The 15,596-nt window shown below is 65.8% G+C and carries 10 protein-coding genes and 1 pseudogene; 8 read left to right on the forward strand and 3 right to left on the reverse strand.

The annotated features are described in order from the left end of the window. Positions 1-1,391: pseudogene (locus IF809_RS26745) on the forward strand (DNA ligase-associated DEXH box helicase); the annotation flags it as partial. Between the two features lie 53 nt (positions 1,392-1,444). Further along, the gene (pdeM, locus tag IF809_RS26750; RefSeq protein ID WP_164938925.1) at positions 1,445-2,116 is read left to right on the forward strand and encodes a ligase-associated DNA damage response endonuclease PdeM; all 672 of its coding nucleotides are present in this window, start codon (positions 1,445-1,447) and stop codon (positions 2,114-2,116) included. Between the two features lie 116 nt (positions 2,117-2,232). Here the strand turns inward: pdeM and IF809_RS26755 are convergent, their stop codons facing one another. After that, positions 2,233-3,096 carry a LysR substrate-binding domain-containing protein gene (locus IF809_RS26755; RefSeq protein ID WP_128969509.1) on the reverse strand — a complete coding sequence of 288 codons (864 nt, stop codon included), beginning with the start codon at positions 3,094-3,096 and terminating at the stop codon, positions 2,233-2,235. Positions 3,097-3,194: 98 nt separating this feature from the next. Here IF809_RS26755 and IF809_RS26760 point away from each other — a divergent pair, with 98 nt between their 5' ends. After that, complete coding sequence (locus IF809_RS26760) at positions 3,195-4,103, forward strand: DMT family transporter (protein ID WP_462838995.1); 909 nt, start codon at positions 3,195-3,197, stop codon at positions 4,101-4,103. Between the two features lie 12 nt (positions 4,104-4,115). Beyond that, a complete protein-coding gene (locus IF809_RS26765; protein WP_453980910.1) occupies positions 4,116-4,889 on the forward strand; it encodes an MBL fold metallo-hydrolase in 774 nt (257 codons plus the stop codon). A 99-nt stretch (positions 4,890-4,988) separates the two neighbouring features. Here IF809_RS26765 and IF809_RS26770 read toward each other — a convergent pair whose 3' ends face one another. Together IF809_RS26770 and IF809_RS26775 are read right to left on the reverse strand one after the other, a co-directional pair. After that, positions 4,989-8,465 (reverse strand): tetratricopeptide repeat protein, encoded by a 3,477-nt coding sequence (locus tag IF809_RS26770; RefSeq protein ID WP_462838996.1) that lies wholly within the window; start codon positions 8,463-8,465, stop codon positions 4,989-4,991. A gap of 361 nt (positions 8,466-8,826) precedes the next feature. Then, on the reverse strand, positions 8,827-9,426 hold the full coding sequence (locus IF809_RS26775; protein WP_128968793.1) for a PadR family transcriptional regulator: 600 nt from the start codon (positions 9,424-9,426) through the stop codon (positions 8,827-8,829). Between the two features lie 198 nt (positions 9,427-9,624). Between IF809_RS26775 and IF809_RS26780 the strand changes: the two genes are divergently transcribed. Genes IF809_RS26780 through IF809_RS26795 form a run of 4 tightly spaced genes read left to right on the forward strand, consistent with a single transcriptional unit; the run spans position 9,625 to position 15,313 of the window. Next, on the forward strand, positions 9,625-10,008 hold the full coding sequence (locus tag IF809_RS26780; RefSeq protein WP_128968792.1) for a nuclear transport factor 2 family protein: 384 nt from the start codon (positions 9,625-9,627) through the stop codon (positions 10,006-10,008). Positions 10,009-10,041: 33 nt separating this feature from the next. Beyond that, positions 10,042-11,832 (forward strand): acyl-CoA dehydrogenase C-terminal domain-containing protein, encoded by a 1,791-nt coding sequence (locus tag IF809_RS26785; RefSeq protein WP_462838997.1) that lies wholly within the window; start codon positions 10,042-10,044, stop codon positions 11,830-11,832. A 43-nt stretch (positions 11,833-11,875) separates the two neighbouring features. Beyond that, complete coding sequence (locus tag IF809_RS26790) at positions 11,876-13,084, forward strand: acetyl-CoA C-acetyltransferase (RefSeq protein WP_462838998.1); 1,209 nt, start codon at positions 11,876-11,878, stop codon at positions 13,082-13,084. A gap of 18 nt (positions 13,085-13,102) precedes the next feature. Next, entirely contained in the window at positions 13,103-15,313 is a 2,211-nt protein-coding gene (locus IF809_RS26795; protein ID WP_462838999.1) for an FAD-dependent oxidoreductase, read from the forward strand. The last annotated feature ends 283 nt before the right edge of the window (positions 15,314-15,596 follow it).

Consider the following 15,596-nt stretch of genomic DNA (forward strand, 5'->3'; position numbering starts at 1 on the left):
AGGTGCTGGAGTGCCGCGTCGCCATCGATGCCATCGCCGAGAATGCGCAGGATACGCCACCCTTGCGCACCGGCGCGCTCGACGTGCTGGCCCAGCATGTGCTCGGCTGCGCCTGCGGCGAGCCGTTTCTCTCGGACGAGCTCTATGCCGAGGTCCGCACCGCCGCGCCCTATGCGGAGCTGACGCGCCAGGATTTCGACGATGTCGTCGATTTCGTCGCCTCCGGCGGCTATGCGCTGAAGACCTATGAGCGCTTTGCCCGCATCAAGCAGGACAAGGAGGGCCGCTGGCGCGTCGCCAATCCGAAAGTGCGGCAGAGCTACCGGATGAATGTCGGCACCATCGTCGAGGACGACATGCTGAAGGTGCGTCTGGTGCGTTCGCGCGGCGGCGGGTCTGGCTCGACCGGTGTGATCGCGCGCGGCGGCCGCCTGCTCGGCGAGATCGAGGAGGCCTTCATCGAAGGCCTCTCGCCCGGCGACACCTTCGTGTTCTCAGGCGAGGTGGTGCGCTACGAGACGCTGGTCGAGGATCAGGTCTATGTCTCGCGCGCGCATGACAAGGATCCGAAGGTGCCGTCCTATATGGGCGGCAAGTTTCCGCTCTCGACCTATCTTGCCGAGCGTGTCCGCCGTCTGCTCGATGATTCCAGCGCCTGGAGCGGCTTGCCGGAGCAGGTGCGCGACTGGCTGTCGCTGCAAAAGGAAGCTTCGCGTGTGCCGGCGGTGCGCGAGCTGCTGGTCGAGAGCTTTCCGCGCGCCAACAAGCATTACATCGTCTGCTATCCCTTCGAGGGCCGTCTCGCGCACCAGACGCTCGGCATGCTCCTGACGCGCCGGCTGGAGCGCGCCCGCGCCCGGCCGCTCGGCTTCGTCGCCAACGAATATGCGGTGGCGATCTGGGCGCTCGGCGATCTCTCCTTCATGATCCGCGATGGCAGGATCGACCTCAACGCGCTGTTCGACCCTGACATGCTGGGCGACGACCTCGAGGCCTGGCTTGCCGAATCCGCGTTGATGAAGCGCACGTTCCGCAATTGCGCGATCATCTCAGGGCTGATCGCGCGCCGCCACACCGGGGAAGAGAAGAGCCGCCGCCAGGTGCTGTTCTCGACCGACCTCGTCTACGACGTGCTGCGCAAGCACCAGGCCGATCACGTCCTGCTGCGCGCCGCGCGTGCCGATGCCGCCACCGGCCTGCTCGATTTGCGCCGCCTCAGTGACATGCTGATGCGCATCCAGGGCCGCATCACCCACCGGGAACTCGACCACGTCTCCCCGCTCGCCGTCCCCGTGATGCTGGAAATCGGCCGCGAGTCAGTTTATGGCGAAGCTGCAGACGAGCTGTTGGCGGAAGCCGCCGACGACCTGGTCAAAGAGGCGATGGGATAAGAGCAGGTTTTGACGTGAGGTTGGGCGCGCTGGTTTCGGAGAATGGCGAGGACATGCGCGTTTCCAGGGTCAGCATCAGCGATGTGACCTTCGCAGCCGACCTCTCAGGCGCGCTGTTCTGGGAAGAGCAGCGCCTGCTCGTCGTCTCCGATCTGCACCTCGAAAAAGGCTCGAGCTTCGCCACGCGCGGCGTGCTGCTGCCGCCTTTCGATACCGTTGCCACGCTCGGCCGGCTCGCTGCTGTCATCTCCCGCCATAACCCCCGCATCGTGATCGCGCTCGGTGACAGCTTTCATGACCGCACCGCGCATGAGCGCCTCTCCGCGGATGACCGAGCTTCCGTTGCCGCGCTGCAGAGCGGCCGCGACTGGATCTGGATCTCGGGCAATCACGATCCCATGCTGCCGCGCGATCTCGGCGGCACCGTCGCCGACGAGGTCGCTGTTGGACCGATCACCTTCCGCCACGAGCCATCAGGCGCGCCCGGCGAGATCGCCGGCCATCTCCATCCCAAAGCGCGCGTCTCCGCGCGCGGCCGCTCCATGGAGCGGAGGTGTTTCGCCAGCGATGGCCTGCGCGCGGTGATGCCAGCCTTCGGCGCCTATGCCGGCGGCCTCAGCATCCGCGATGCCGCGTTCGCGAAGATCTTTCCGAAGAATGGCTTCGTCGCCCACCTGCTCGGCGACCGCCGCGTCCACGCCATCGCCGCGGCAAGGTGTTATTGAAGGCCGCGCTTCATTTGGGTTGACCACTCGCGCCACACGCACGCCGCGCTCCCTCCCCCACAAGGGGGGAGGGAATGCACGATATTGCGGCAGCAGGTCGCGACGATCTCACGAGCTCACGCCGCCTTCGCCTGGACGTCCTCGCAAAACTCGGCCAGCCGGTCGGCCAGCCGCAGCGTCGCCGGGCTGGCGCCGGGCGCGGCCATCAGCGCGACTTCCGTCCGGTTGATCGGTGCGAAGCCGTCCTTGGCGGTGAGCACGCGGTGATCTGCCTGGATCGACATTTCCGACAGGATGGCGAGGCCCATGCCGGCGGCGACCGCGGCCTGGATGCCGGCGAGACTCGATGAGGTGTAGGCGGTGTGCCAGGCGCGGCCGGCGCTCTCCAGGGCGTGGATGGCGCCGGCGCGGTAGATGCAACCGAGCGGAAAGCCGATCAGCGGCACCGAGGGCGCGTCGACATCGACCGGATGGCTCTTGCTGGTGACCCAGTGCACCCGCTCCGGCCACACCGCGATGGCGTCCTTGGCCCCGGCCTCGCGCTTGTAGAGTGCAAGATCGAGTTCGCCGCGTTCGAGATCGCGGGCCAAATGCTTGCTCTGGTCGGCGCGAACGTCGAGCCGCAAGGTTGGATGCGAGCGGGAGAACGCGCCCAGCAGTTTCGCCAGTCGATAGGCGGCAAAATCCTCGGGAATGCCGAGCCGGATCGCGCCTTCGCTGTCAGGCTCGCGCAGCACGTCGCGCGCCTCTTCCGCGAGCGTGAGCAGCCGCCGCGCATAGGAGAGCAGCCGCTCGCCGGCCTCGGTGGGACGCACATCCTTGCCGTCCCGATGCAGCAGCACCTGGCCGACATCTTCCTCCAGGCGCTTGATCTGCTGGCTCACGGTCGATTGCGTGCGGTGAACGCGCTCGCCGGCGCGGGTGAAGCCGCCGGCCTCGACCACCGAGACGAAGCTGCGCAAAAGCTCCAGATCGAGCATGGGCACTTCCATTCATAAATCCACTGATTACGAGTTAATCATTTAATTTCCAAATGACAAGCCCGATCCCTAGATCGAGGGCTCAGGAGAATGCCCTCATGTCCCTCGCCACCTCGATCCCGGCGCAACGCAGCCGCTTCAACGCGCTTCCGCTTGCCATCGGCCTGTTCTGCCTGCTCTGGAGCTACGCCTTCATCGCGGGCAAGATCGGTGTCACCCATTGTCCGCCGTTGATCCTGCTCGCCGCGCGCTTCTCGCTCGCCGGCATTTTGATTCTCGGCGCCACGCTGATCCGCGGCGACTGGTCCCTGTCTTGGCGCGACGCCCTGATCTTCACGGCGCTCGGCATCGCCAACAACGCACTCTATCTCGGGCTCGGTTATACCGGGCTGCAGTCGGTCTCCGCCGGTCTCGGCGGTCTGATCGTCTCGGCCAATCCGGTGTTCACCGCCGCGCTCGCGGCGCTTCTGCTCGGTGAGGGCATGACCTGGCGCAAGGCGAGCGGTCTCTTGCTCGGGATCGTCGGCGTCACGGCGATCGTCTGGCATCGTCTGTCGGTCGGGACCGACTCTCTGCACGGCATCTTCTTCACGCTGGCCTCGCTGGCGTCGATCGTGTCAGGCACCATCCTGTTCAAGCTGTTCGCGCCCAAGGGGAGCTTGTGGATCGGCAACGGCGTGCAGAACCTTGCCGCCGGCATCGTGCTGACGCCCGTCGCGTTCACGTTTGCCGACGTCCACGCCATCGATGTTACGCCGGGCCTGATAGGCGCCTTCGCCTTTCTCGTGCTCGGCGGCTCGATCCTCGCGTCCTGGCTGTGGTTTCATCTCCTCAAAGTGTGTGGCGCGACCGCAGCCAGTGCCTATCATTTCCTGATGCCGCCGCTCGGCATGCTGTTCGCCTTCCTGGTGCTCGGCGAGCACGTCGAGGCGCGTGACCTTCTCGGGATCATTCCGGTCGCGCTCGGCATTTACCTGGTGACGCGCCCCGCAAAGCCCGTCGTGTAAGAGGAGTTGATCATGCCTGTTTCCATCACCCTGATCGGCGGCCCGACCGCGCTGATCGAGATCGACGGCTTCCGCCTGCTCACCGATCCCACCTTCGATGCGCCGGGCGCCTACCAGCTGCCGCATGTGAAGCTGGAGAAGACGATTGGCCCGGCGATGAAGGCCGATGCGATCGGCCCTGTTGACGCCGTGCTGCTCAGCCACGACCAGCATTCGGACAATCTCGACAATTCCGGCCGCGACTTTGTGCTGAAAGCGCCGCGCGCGCTGACGACGGAGGCCGGCGCAAAACGCCTCGGCGGCCATGTCGAAGGTCTCGCGCCCTGGGCGACCGCGCAACTGAAGGACGACGACGGCAACACGCTGACCATCACCGCGACGCCGGCGCGTCACGGCCCTGCCGGCATCGAGCCGCTGTCGGGCGATGTCATCGGTTTCGTGGTGCAGTCGAGCCGCAAGGACACGCGCCCGGTCTATATCAGCGGCGACACCACCTGGTTCGACGGCGTCGCCGAAGTCGCACGTCGCTTCAAATGCGGCGTGGTGCTGCCGTTCGCGGGCGCCGCGCAAACCCGCGGGCCGTTCCATCTCACCATGGACACCAACGACACCATCGAGACGGCGCGTGCCTTCCCCGATGCGATGATCGTACCCGTGCACACCGAAGGCTGGGCGCATTTCCGCCAGAACGGCGAGGACCTGCGCAAGACCTTCGACGCGCTCGGCTTCGGAACAAGGTTGCGCTTGCTTGAGCCCGGCGTGCCGACGGTGATCGAGGCGCCGTAGCTCCTACGGTCGCCTTGTTTTAATCGATGCAAGCCAGGGGTACTCGGCCCACCTCTCCCCGTCGGGGGGAGGTGGGCACCGAGCACGATCTCGTTGAGTTCAATGCGCCGCTGAGGCCGTCTTCTTCGCCGCGACCGGCTTTGGCGCGGGCTTGGTGGCCGCTTGCGGTGCGCTGTCCCAGCCGCCGGCAGGCGAGGGAACGTTGACGGCGTCGTCGGGCTGCGGCTCGGCGCTGAAGGTCTGGATCGCGAGCTTGGCGGCGGCGAGCGATTGCGGGTCGAGGCGCTTGGCGACGTCGTCGCGCTTGCCGGCGGCATCCGCATCGCCCTGGGCCGCAGCGAGGCTGAACCATTTGTAGGATTCAGCCAGGTTCTGCTCGACGCCGATACCGCGGGCATAGAGGATGCCGAGGTTGAACTGGCTGTCGGCAACACCGCGATCGGCCGCTTTCCGGAACCATTGTGCCGCGCTCTTGTAGTTGGCGCCGCGTCCGCCGCCATCGGCATCGAGCACCGCGAGATTGTGCATGGCCTTGGCGTTGCCGCGCTCGGCGGCCTGCGTGTAGTAGCGACGGGCGATGTCGGCGTCCTTCTTCACGCCGAGGCCCTTCTCGTAGAGCGTGCCGAGGCGGAAGGTTGCCGGCACCACGCCGGCCTGCGACGCGCGGTCGTACCACTTCGCGGCCTCGTCGTAATTCGCAGCCACGCCCTTGCCCTCGGCAAAACGCACGCCGATCTCGAAAGCTGCAGTCGCATCGCCCTTCATCGCGGCGGTGCGCAGAGCCGGGCCGCCGATGCCGTCAGGCAGCTTCTCGCTCGGTGGCACCTGGACCGTGCCAAGACGTGCGCGGCTCGTGCCCGAGAGCGCGCCTGTGACATCGCTGTTCGCAGCCGGCGGGGCCGGTGTTGCTGCGGCGGGCGCGGGCGGAATTTCGACTGACGCCGTGCCGCCGGCGTTCGCTGCCGGCGCGGCATTGTTCAGGGACTGCTTGCCGATCGGCGTCGGCGAGGTCATCGACGGCGTGACCTGGTCGGGCGGGGCGGGTTTGCTTTCGACCGGCGGCGGGGCCTGCGGCGCCGGCCGGCTCGAAGTGTCCTCCATCGCCTGCGGCGCCGGCGGCGGACTGCCGCCGTCGAGCAGGTTCATCGCCATCTTGAAGGCGCCGAGCACGATCACGACCACGCTCGCGCCGACCAGAAGCGAGCGGATTTTGGACGTGATGGACGAGCCGCCTTCCGGCGCCTTTCCTTGTCCCTGTCCTTGGCCCTTGGCGCGCGCCGCCATGGCGGCCTTGACGCCGCGAGCGGGCTTCTCCTGCGGCTGCGCGGCGGCAGCTTGCGCGGCGCGGCGCGCGGCCGCGATGAAGCTCGACGACGACACCGGCTCCTTCGGTGCGGTCGGGATTTCGCTGATCGCGCTTTCGGACGCGGCAATGCGCTCGGACGGCGTGGCGGGACGGCCGCTCGGACGCGTGCCGGGCTCGAGCGGATGATCCGGCGGCAGCTCGGGCGCGATCGCGGCGCGCGCCGGCGCCGTATGCGGTTCGAGAATCTCGCTGATCGCGCGCGGCGGCACAGGCGGCGTGGCTTGCGCGGCCATCGGCGCCGGCGGCGGCGCTGCGGCGGCGTGAAATTCGCGCGGCGCGGCCACGAAGGCCGAATGCTGCGGCTGCTGCGCGGCGGCTGGATTTGGCAGCTCGGGCTTGGGATCGTATTTCGGCGGCTGCGGCGGCCGTTGCTCGCGCGCCATAGGCGCTTCGACGGAAGCTGCCATCGGCATTTGCGCGGGCATGGGCGCAGCCATCGGCTGCGGCGCCGGCGGCGCGGTGCGCACCGCGCGCAGATCGCCCTCGATCATGGCGAGACGATCGACGACATGACCGAGCGTGTTGTGCACGGCCTCCAGCGAATCCTGCGTGCTACGGTTGGTCTCGGCCTGACTGAATCGGAGGTCGGAGAGCTCGCGCTTGACGAGATCGACCATTCCGGAATCGGGAGCCGGCGCGGAGCTGCGGCTCTCGGCCAGTGCGGCATAGGTTGCCTGCTGGCGCTCCAGGTGTCGCAGGATATCGTGCAGCCCGTCCTCGACACGGCTGAAATTGCCGCCGCGCGACTCCGAGGCGGCCTCCAGCCGCTCCAGCAGATAGGAGACCCGCTGCTCGAGATGCGTGAAGGTCGACGCCGAATCGTTGCCGACCTGCATGCGATCGAAACGGTCCGACAGCGCGCGGATCGCGGCTTCCAGATGTTCGGTGCTTTCGGCAGGCGCCGGCCGCTCGCGGGTTTCCAGCGCGGCGGTGAGCGCGGCAATGCGCTGCTCCAGAACGGCAAAGCTGTCGCTGTGGCCGGACGAGCGGGTGATCTGGTCGACCTTGGACGACAGCAGCTGCACGTCCTCGGACAGGCGTGCCAGCGCTTCGTTGGACGCGACGTTCGAGACGATGCCGCGCAGCGCCGCGATCGCGCCTTCGAGCTGGCGTACCGTCGAGGGATCGTCATTGGCGCGCAGGATCAGGTCGAGCTTGGCGCCGAGATTGCGGATCGCCTCGTCGTAGCCGGTGAGCTGCTCGGCCGGGGTCAGCGTGCGCAGCACCTGTTTGATGTCGGAGAGCGCGCGCTCGATGCCTGCCAGCACCTGGCCGTCGGTGCCGTTGGAGCGGGTCTCGTCGATGCGACGATGCAACGAGCGGATCTCGTTCTCGATCGATTCGATCGCGCGGCGCGGCATCGCCTCGGTGATGGCGGAGCGGATCTCGGCGAGCTCGGAACGGAAGGCGTTGATCGCCTGCTCGGTGTTGTCAGGGCGCTGCAGCGACTCGATCTGGCTCGTGATCTTGAGCAGATGGCGTTCGAGCGACGAGAAATCCGGCCCTGCTTGCGGTGGCGGCGGGGCATAGGCCGGCGCGGGTGGCGCCATCGGGGGAGCATAGGGAGCGGCTGAGGGGGCGATCGGGGGCGCAGCGCGCGGCGGCACCTGCCGCGGTGCGAAGCCGTCAAGCTCGCTCTGCCGGGCGGTGATCTCGGCGACCGCGACGTCGAAGGAGGCGGGGCTCAGGGGCGGTGAATTTCGGTAGACCTGCGCGGCGGCGCGTTCGACCGCATCGGCGTGACGCTGTCGGGTCTCGACCGGGGCCGCTCGGGGCGGCTGAGGCTGCTGGGCTTGAGGCTGCTGGGCTTGAGGCTGCGGCTGCTGGGGCCGCGAGATCTGCGACAGACGGGCGTCTAACCGCGAGATCGCGTCGTTGAGCTGGCGGGCAACGCCTTGCTCGCGCGAGACGTCTTGACGCGGAGCTGCGGGCTTTGAGATCCGTTCGATCTGCTGGGTGATCGCGTCGAGCCGCTGGTGGATGTCGGCGACGTCGCGACTCTCCCGGCTCGGCATCGGTGCTGCGTGCGGATCCGGGCGCTGCTCCTGACGCTGGTCGTAAGGCCCGCGAAAGTTCGGCGGGGCAGCCTCGCCGAGGGTGGAGTTCAGCCAATCATTGAGCGACATGCCGGCACGGCGCGCAGCAGCTTCGGCCCGTTCCTGGACGGATGGATCGATGCCGTCAACACTCCACGATACGCGCGAATTCATGACTCTGTCCGGTTCCGACTCCGGCGCCCCACCCGACGCCTCCAGTCTCCCCTCGCGTGCCGGTTGCAAAGACAATCGGATTTGGCGCGGGTCGTCTGCCTCGAAGACCGACTTTTTCCTGTTAGGGTAAATAACGGGTTAAGGAACGCGTCGCCGGTGTCTTAAAGTTGGGCGGCGGGGAACGGGGGACTCGTCGTGGCGCTCGTCTGGTTGCCAATAAACCGGTGTCATGCCCCGGCTTGACCGGGGCATCCAGTACGCCGCGGCGGCTCGTTTCCAGCCGCGTCGTCTCGGAGTACTGGATCGCCCGGTCAAGCCGGGCGATGACAGCTGAGTGCTGGGCGAAACCGGCGCCGCCCGCCTAGCCCTTCTCCCGCTTGCCATCCTCGATCGGCACCACCGTGCCGGTCCCCTTATCCTTGCCTGACATCGCCGACAGCGCCTCGAGCGCCTCCTCGCAGAAATCGGCGACCATCTGTTCATGCCGGGCGCCGAGCTGAAGCAGCAGCAGGTTACCGAGGTCGAGCCGGCCCTCCGCCGTGCCGTCAGGGAATCGCTTCTTCAGGATCCGCTGGTAGTTTTCGTGCCGGTCGCGATGGTGCTCCAGGCGGTCCATCAGATCGGTGCGGATGGGCTCGAGGTCGACGCTGTCGAGCGCATGCAGCCGCACCAGCAGGTCGTCCTTGATCGAGGGCGGGGTGCTCGGCCGCGCGGCCCAGTGCCGCAGCGCTGTTCGGCCCTCGGGAGTCAGCGTATAGATGAGCTTATTGGGCTTGCCTGTCTGGACGACCTCCCGGCCCTGGATGTAGCCGCGGTCGCGCAGCTTGGAGAGCTCGCGATAGATCTGCTGGTGGTCGGCTTTCCAGAAGAAGCCGATCGAGGAATCGAACGTCTTGGCGAGCTCATAGCCCGTCATCGGACGTTCGGTCAGGCATGCGAGGATTGCGTCGCCCAGCGCCATGGCACCAACTCCCTTGAAGTCCCGACTATCCGGCTTGACTTTATGCGCATTCGTGCATATGCGTCAATGTGCATATGAGGTGAGGTTGAGGTTGGACGACAGGCCCGACCGAAAATCCAGTCGAATCAACTCCCTCGCTACTGTGCATGGGGTTGTTTTCAAAAACTTTGCCTAAGGCCTTGAGGGAGGCACCCGAGAATGACCGGCCTCGATTCCTGGTACGCCTACATGAAGTCCCACGACACCAAGGCGCTGTGGGATCTGCTGCATCCGGACGCCGTGTTCGAAAGCCCGGTCGTGCATTCGCCGCAGCGCGGGCGCGACATCACCTTCAAATATCTCGCCAGCGCCGAGAAGGTGCTCGGCGGTCCCGGCTTCACTTATGTCGGCGAGTGGAAAAGCGCCGACGGCGCCGTGCTTGAATTCAAGACCATGATCGACGGCATCGAGGTCAACGGTGTCGACATCATCACCTTCGATAGCGACGGGCGCATCACCCATTTCAAGGTGATGGTGCGTCCGCTCAAGGCCATCAACATGCTGCACCGCCTGATGGCGGAGCAGCTCGCCGCCCAATCCTAGTTTCCTCTTCAGAGCCCATGCCGGGAGACCGCAATGCCGATCTATAAAGCCCCCGTCGAAGACGTGAACTTCCTGCTCAACGACGTCTTCCAGATCGACCGCTACGACAATCTCGCCGGCTTCTCGGATGCGTCGAGCGACGTGCGGGAGGCCATCCTGGGCGAAGCCGCCAAGCTCGCCGAAGAGGTGCTGCAGCCGCTCAATCGCGTCGGCGATCTCGAAGGCTGCAAGCGCGCCGACGACGGCAGCGTCACCACGCCGAAGGGTTTCAAGGAGGCCTTCAAGCAGGTCGCCGAAGGCGGCTGGCTCGGCCTGTCGGCGCCGACCGAGTTCGGCGGCCAGGGCCTGCCGGTGACACTCTCTCAGGCGGTCAACGAATTCCAGATCTCCGCCAACATGGCGTTCTCGATGTATGGCGGCCTCACCATGGGCGCGACCGCGGCGCTGATTGTTCATGGCTCGCCGGAGCAGAAGCAGACCTACGTGCCGAAGATGGTCGCCGGCGAATGGACCGGCACCATGAACCTGACCGAGCCGCATTGCGGCACCGATCTCGGCATGCTCCGCACCAAGGCGGTGCGACAGGCCGACGGCAGCTTCAAGATCACGGGCACCAAGATCTTCATCTCGGCCGGTGAGCACGATCTCGCCGACAACATCATCCATCTCGTGCTCGCCCGCATCGAGGGCGCGCCCGCCGGCATCAAAGGCGTGTCGCTGTTCGTGGTGCCGAAATTCCTGGTGAATGCCGACGGTTCGGTGGGGCAACGCAACGGCGTCGTCTGCGGCTCGATCGAGCACAAGATGGGCATCCACGGTAATTCGACCTGCGTGATGAACTACGACAACGCCACCGGTTGGCTGATCGGCGAAGAGAACAAGGGCATGCAGGGCATGTTCGTGATGATGAACGAGGCCCGCCTCGGCGTCGCCGTGCAGGGCCTCGCGCAGTCCGAGGTCGCCTATCAGAACGCGGTCGCCTATGCCCGCGAGCGCATCCAGGGCCGCTCGCTGTCAGGTGCGAAAGCGCCGGACAAGCCGGCCGATCCGATCATCGTGCATCCCGACGTCCGCCGCACGCTGCTCTCGATCCGCGCCTTCAACGAGGCCGCGCGCGCCTTCGTGATGTGGACCGCGTTGAAGAGCGACGTCGCCCACCGCTCGGAGGATCCCAAGGATCGCCAGGCCGCCGACGATCACATGGGCCTGATGACGCCCGTGCTGAAGGGCTTCCTCACCGACTACGGTTTCGCCAACGCCGTGCAGGCGCAGCAGATGTATGGCGGCCACGGCTACATCGCCGAGCAGGGCATGGAGCAGTTCGTGCGCGATGCGCGCATCGCCATGATCTATGAAGGCGCCAACGGCATCCAGGCGCTCGACCTCGTCGGCCGCAAGCTGCCGCGCGACGGAGGCCGCGCCATCATGGCCTTCTTCGGCGAGGTCATGGCCTTCGCCAAGGAGAACGGCGGCGACGAGGCGCTGAAGCCCTTCATCACTCCGCTCTCGACTTCGCTGGGTCACCTCCAGCAGGCCACGACCTGGCTGATGCAGAACGCGATGGCGAAGCCCGACAATGCGGGAGCGGCCGCAACCGATTACCTGCATCTCTTCGGCTTCGTCGCGCTCGGCTACATGTGGGCGAAGATGGTCAAGGTGACGCAGGCGAAGATTGCCGCCAGCGGCGCGACGCCCTATCTCTCGACCAAGCTCGTCACCGGCCGTTTCTTCATGGAGCGGATGCTGCCGGAGACCGCCGCCAATCTGGCGCGCATCCAGTCCGGCTGCGCCACCATCATGGAACTGCCCGCGGAAGCGTTCTGATTTCCGCGCCATCAAATCTCGAACAACAGATCAGGAGGGCGTCATGCCTGAGGCATTCATCTACGATCACGTCCGTACCCCGCGCGGCCGCGGCAAGGCGGACGGCGCGCTGCACGAAGTCACCGCGCTCGCGCTCGCGAGCGTGCCGCTGAAGGCGCTGAAGGACCGCAACAATCTGCCGGAAGATTCCGTCGATGACGTCGTGCTCGGCGTGGTCGATCCGGTCGGCGAAGCCGGAAGCGACATCGCGCGCTTTGCCGCGCTGAAGGCCGGTCTCGGCGAAGCCGTGCCCGGCGTGCAGATCAGCCGCTTCTGCGCCTCCGGCCTCGATGCCGTGAACTTCGCGGCGGCGCAGATCATGAGCGGCCAGCATGAGCTCGTGATCGGCGGCGGTGCGGAATCGATGAGCCGCGTCGGTATCGGCGCCTCCGGCGGTGCATGGCCGATGGATCCGTCGATGGCGGTCCCCGCTTACTTCATGCCGCAGGGTGTCTCGGCCGATCTGATCGCCACGAAATACGGGTTCTCGCGCGACGACGTCGACGCCTATGCGGTGCAGAGCCAGCAGCGCGCGGCCAAGGCCTGGGACGAAGGACGTTTCAACAAATCGGTCGTGCCGGTGAAGGACATCAACGGTCTCACCATCCTCGCCAAGGACGAGCATATGCGTCCGTCGACGACGATGCAGTCGCTGGCGCAGCTGCAGCCGTCGTTCACGATGATGGCGCAGATGGGCGGCTTCGATGGCGTCGCGATCCAGTCGCATCCCGAAATCGAGCGCGTCAATTACGTGCACCACGCCGGCAATTCGTCGGGCATCGTCGATGGCGCCGGCGCCGTGCTGCTCGGCAGCAAGGAGGCGGGCAGCAAGTACGGCTTGAAGCCGCGGGCAAAGATCCGCGCGTTCGCAAACATCGGCTCCGAGCCGGCGATGATGCTGACCGGTCCGGTCGACGTCACCGAAAAGCTGTTCGCGCGCTCCGGCATGAAGAAGTCGGACATCGACCTGTTCGAGCTCAACGAGGCCTTTGCTTCCGTCGTGCTGCGCTACATCCAGGCGTTCGACATCGACAACGCCAAGATCAACGTCAATGGCGGCGCCATTGCGCTCGGCCATCCGCTCGGCGCCACGGGCGCGATGATTTTGGGTACCGTGCTCGACGAGCTCGAGCGCACCAATAAGTCCACCGCCCTCGTCACGCTGTGCATCGGCGGCGGCATGGGCACCGCGACCATCATCGAGCGCGTCTAAGGGTAGGGAGCAACCAACATGTCGTACAAGAACTTCAAGGTTGAGACCGACGCAGACGGCATCGCGCTCGTCACCTGGGACATTCCGGGCCGTTCGATGAACGTGCTCGACGAGACCTCGACCAACGAGCTCGACGCGATCGTCAAGGCGACCACGGCGGATGCGGCGGTGAAGGGCGTCGTCATCACCTCCGCCAAGGAAGCGTTCTGCGCCGGCGCAGATCTGTCCATGCTCGAAGGCATGAACCAGGCCTATGCGAAGGTCTTCAAGGAGCAGGGCGAGACCGCGGCGAACCAGATGCTGTTCGAGCAGAGCCGCCGCTTCTCGCAGGTGCTGCGCTCGATCGAAACGTCGGGCAAGCCGTGGGCGGCCGCGATCAACGGCCTTGCGCTCGGCGGCGGTTTCGAGATCACGCTGTGCTGCCACCATCGCGTCGCGGCGGAAAATCCCAAGACGCGTCTCGGCCTGCCCGAGGTCAAGGTCGGTTTGTTCCCCGGCGCCGGCGGCACGCAGCGCGTGCCGCGCCTGGTGCCGCCGCAGGACGCCATGACGATCCTTCTCAAGGGCGATCCTGTTACGATCGACAAGGCGAAGCAGCTTAACCTGATTCACGCCATCGTTCCCGCTGCTGACCTCATCAAGGCCGCGAAAGACTGGATCAAAGGCGGCGGCAAGGCTGTCGCGCCCTGGGACGAGAAGGGCTTCAAGCTCCCCGGCGGCCCGGTGTTCTCCAAGGCCGGCATGATGATGTTCCCGGCCGGCAATGCGATCTATCGCCGCGAAACCTACGACAATTATCCGGCCGCACGCGCCATCATGAGCTGCGTCTATGAAGGCCTGCAGTTGCCGATCGATGCGGCGTTGCGCGTCGAGTCGCGCTACTTCACCTCGGTGCTGCGCTCGAAGGAAGCGGCCGCGATGATCCGCAGCCTGTTCCTGTCGATGCAGGAGCTCAACAAGGGCGCGCGTCGTCCGAAGGATGTGCCTGCGACCAAGGTGAAGAAGATCGCCGTGATCGGTGCCGGCTTCATGGGTGCGAGCGTCGGCTACGTCTCGGCCCGCGCCGGTCTCGACGTCGTGCTGATCGACCGCGATCAGGCGAGCGCCGACAAAGGCAAGGCCCACGCGCAGAAGGTGATCGAGGAGCAGATCAAGAAGGGTCGGGCCAAGCCTGACGATGCCGAGAAGCTGCTCTCGCGGATCACGCCGACCGCGGACTATGCCGCGCTCAGGGATGTCGACCTCGTCATCGAGGCCGTGTTCGAGGACCGCAAGGTCAAGGCGGAGACTTTCGCGAAGGCGCAGGAATATCTGAAGCCGGACGTGATCTTCGCGTCGAACACCTCGACGCTGCCGATCACCTCGCTGGCCGAGAGCTTCAAGGACCAGGGCAAGTTCGTCGGCATCCATTTCTTCTCGCCGGTCGAGAAGATGATGCTGGTCGAGATCATCCTCGGCAAGAACACCGGCGATGTTGCGCTGGCGACCGCGCTCGATTACGTCCGTCAGATCGGCAAGACCCCGATCGTGGTCAACGACTCCAGAGGCTTCTTCGCCAATCGCTGCGTCGGCCGCTACGTCGCCGAAGGCAACGAGATGTTCCTCGAAGGCGTGCCGCCGGCGATGATCGAGAACTGCGCCAAGATGGCCGGCATGCCGGTCGGCCCGCTTTCGCTCTCGGACGAAGTCGCGCTCGATCTCGGTCTGAAGATCATGAAGGCAACGGAAGCCGATCTCGGCCCCAACGCCATCAATCCCGACCAGAAGAAGCTAATGGTGGAGATGGTCGAGAACCAGGGACGCCTCGGCCGGAAAAACAAGAAGGGCTTCTATGACTATCCCGAAGGCAAAGGCCAGAAGAGCCTGTGGCCGGGGCTCTCCGCGCTGCAGCCGAAGCAGCTCGACCCTGATACGCTCGATGTCGAGGAGTTGAAGCAGCGCTTCCTGGTGGTGCAGGCGGTGGAAGCCGCGCGCACTGTCGAGGATCACGTCATTACCGATCCCCGCGAGGCCGACGTCGGCTCGATTCTCGGTTTCGGCTTCGCCCCGTTCACCGGCGGCACGCTGTCCTACATCGACTTCATGGGAGCCAAGAAGTTCGTCGAGCTCTGCCACAAACTCGAGGCCAAGTACGGCTCGCGCTTCACGCCGCCGAAGCTGCTGGAAGAGATGGCCGCCAAAGGCGAAACCTTCTACGGACGTTTCGCGCCGAAGAAAGCTGCTGCCTGATCGGGTGAGATTCATGCGAGAACAGCAAAGGCCGGGTCATCGACCCGGCCTTTATCTTTTGGACAACGTCATCACGGTTGCGTCAGATCTATGTACATTGATGGAACCGGTCTGAGAATTTGCGTAGGAACCGGGACAGAGTCCCGCTGTTGCTCGTCCTGCAATTGTCATAGACGCGTCAAACCGCCGCCGTTCTTTTGCTCGGGCTTGGCACCACTCTTGCTGCGGGTCAGGGCACAAATCAGGTTGGGACACCTGCCGATCCACCGGCAGGTTGAAGACG

This window comes from Bradyrhizobium sp. UFLA06-24 (assembly GCF_054967145.1).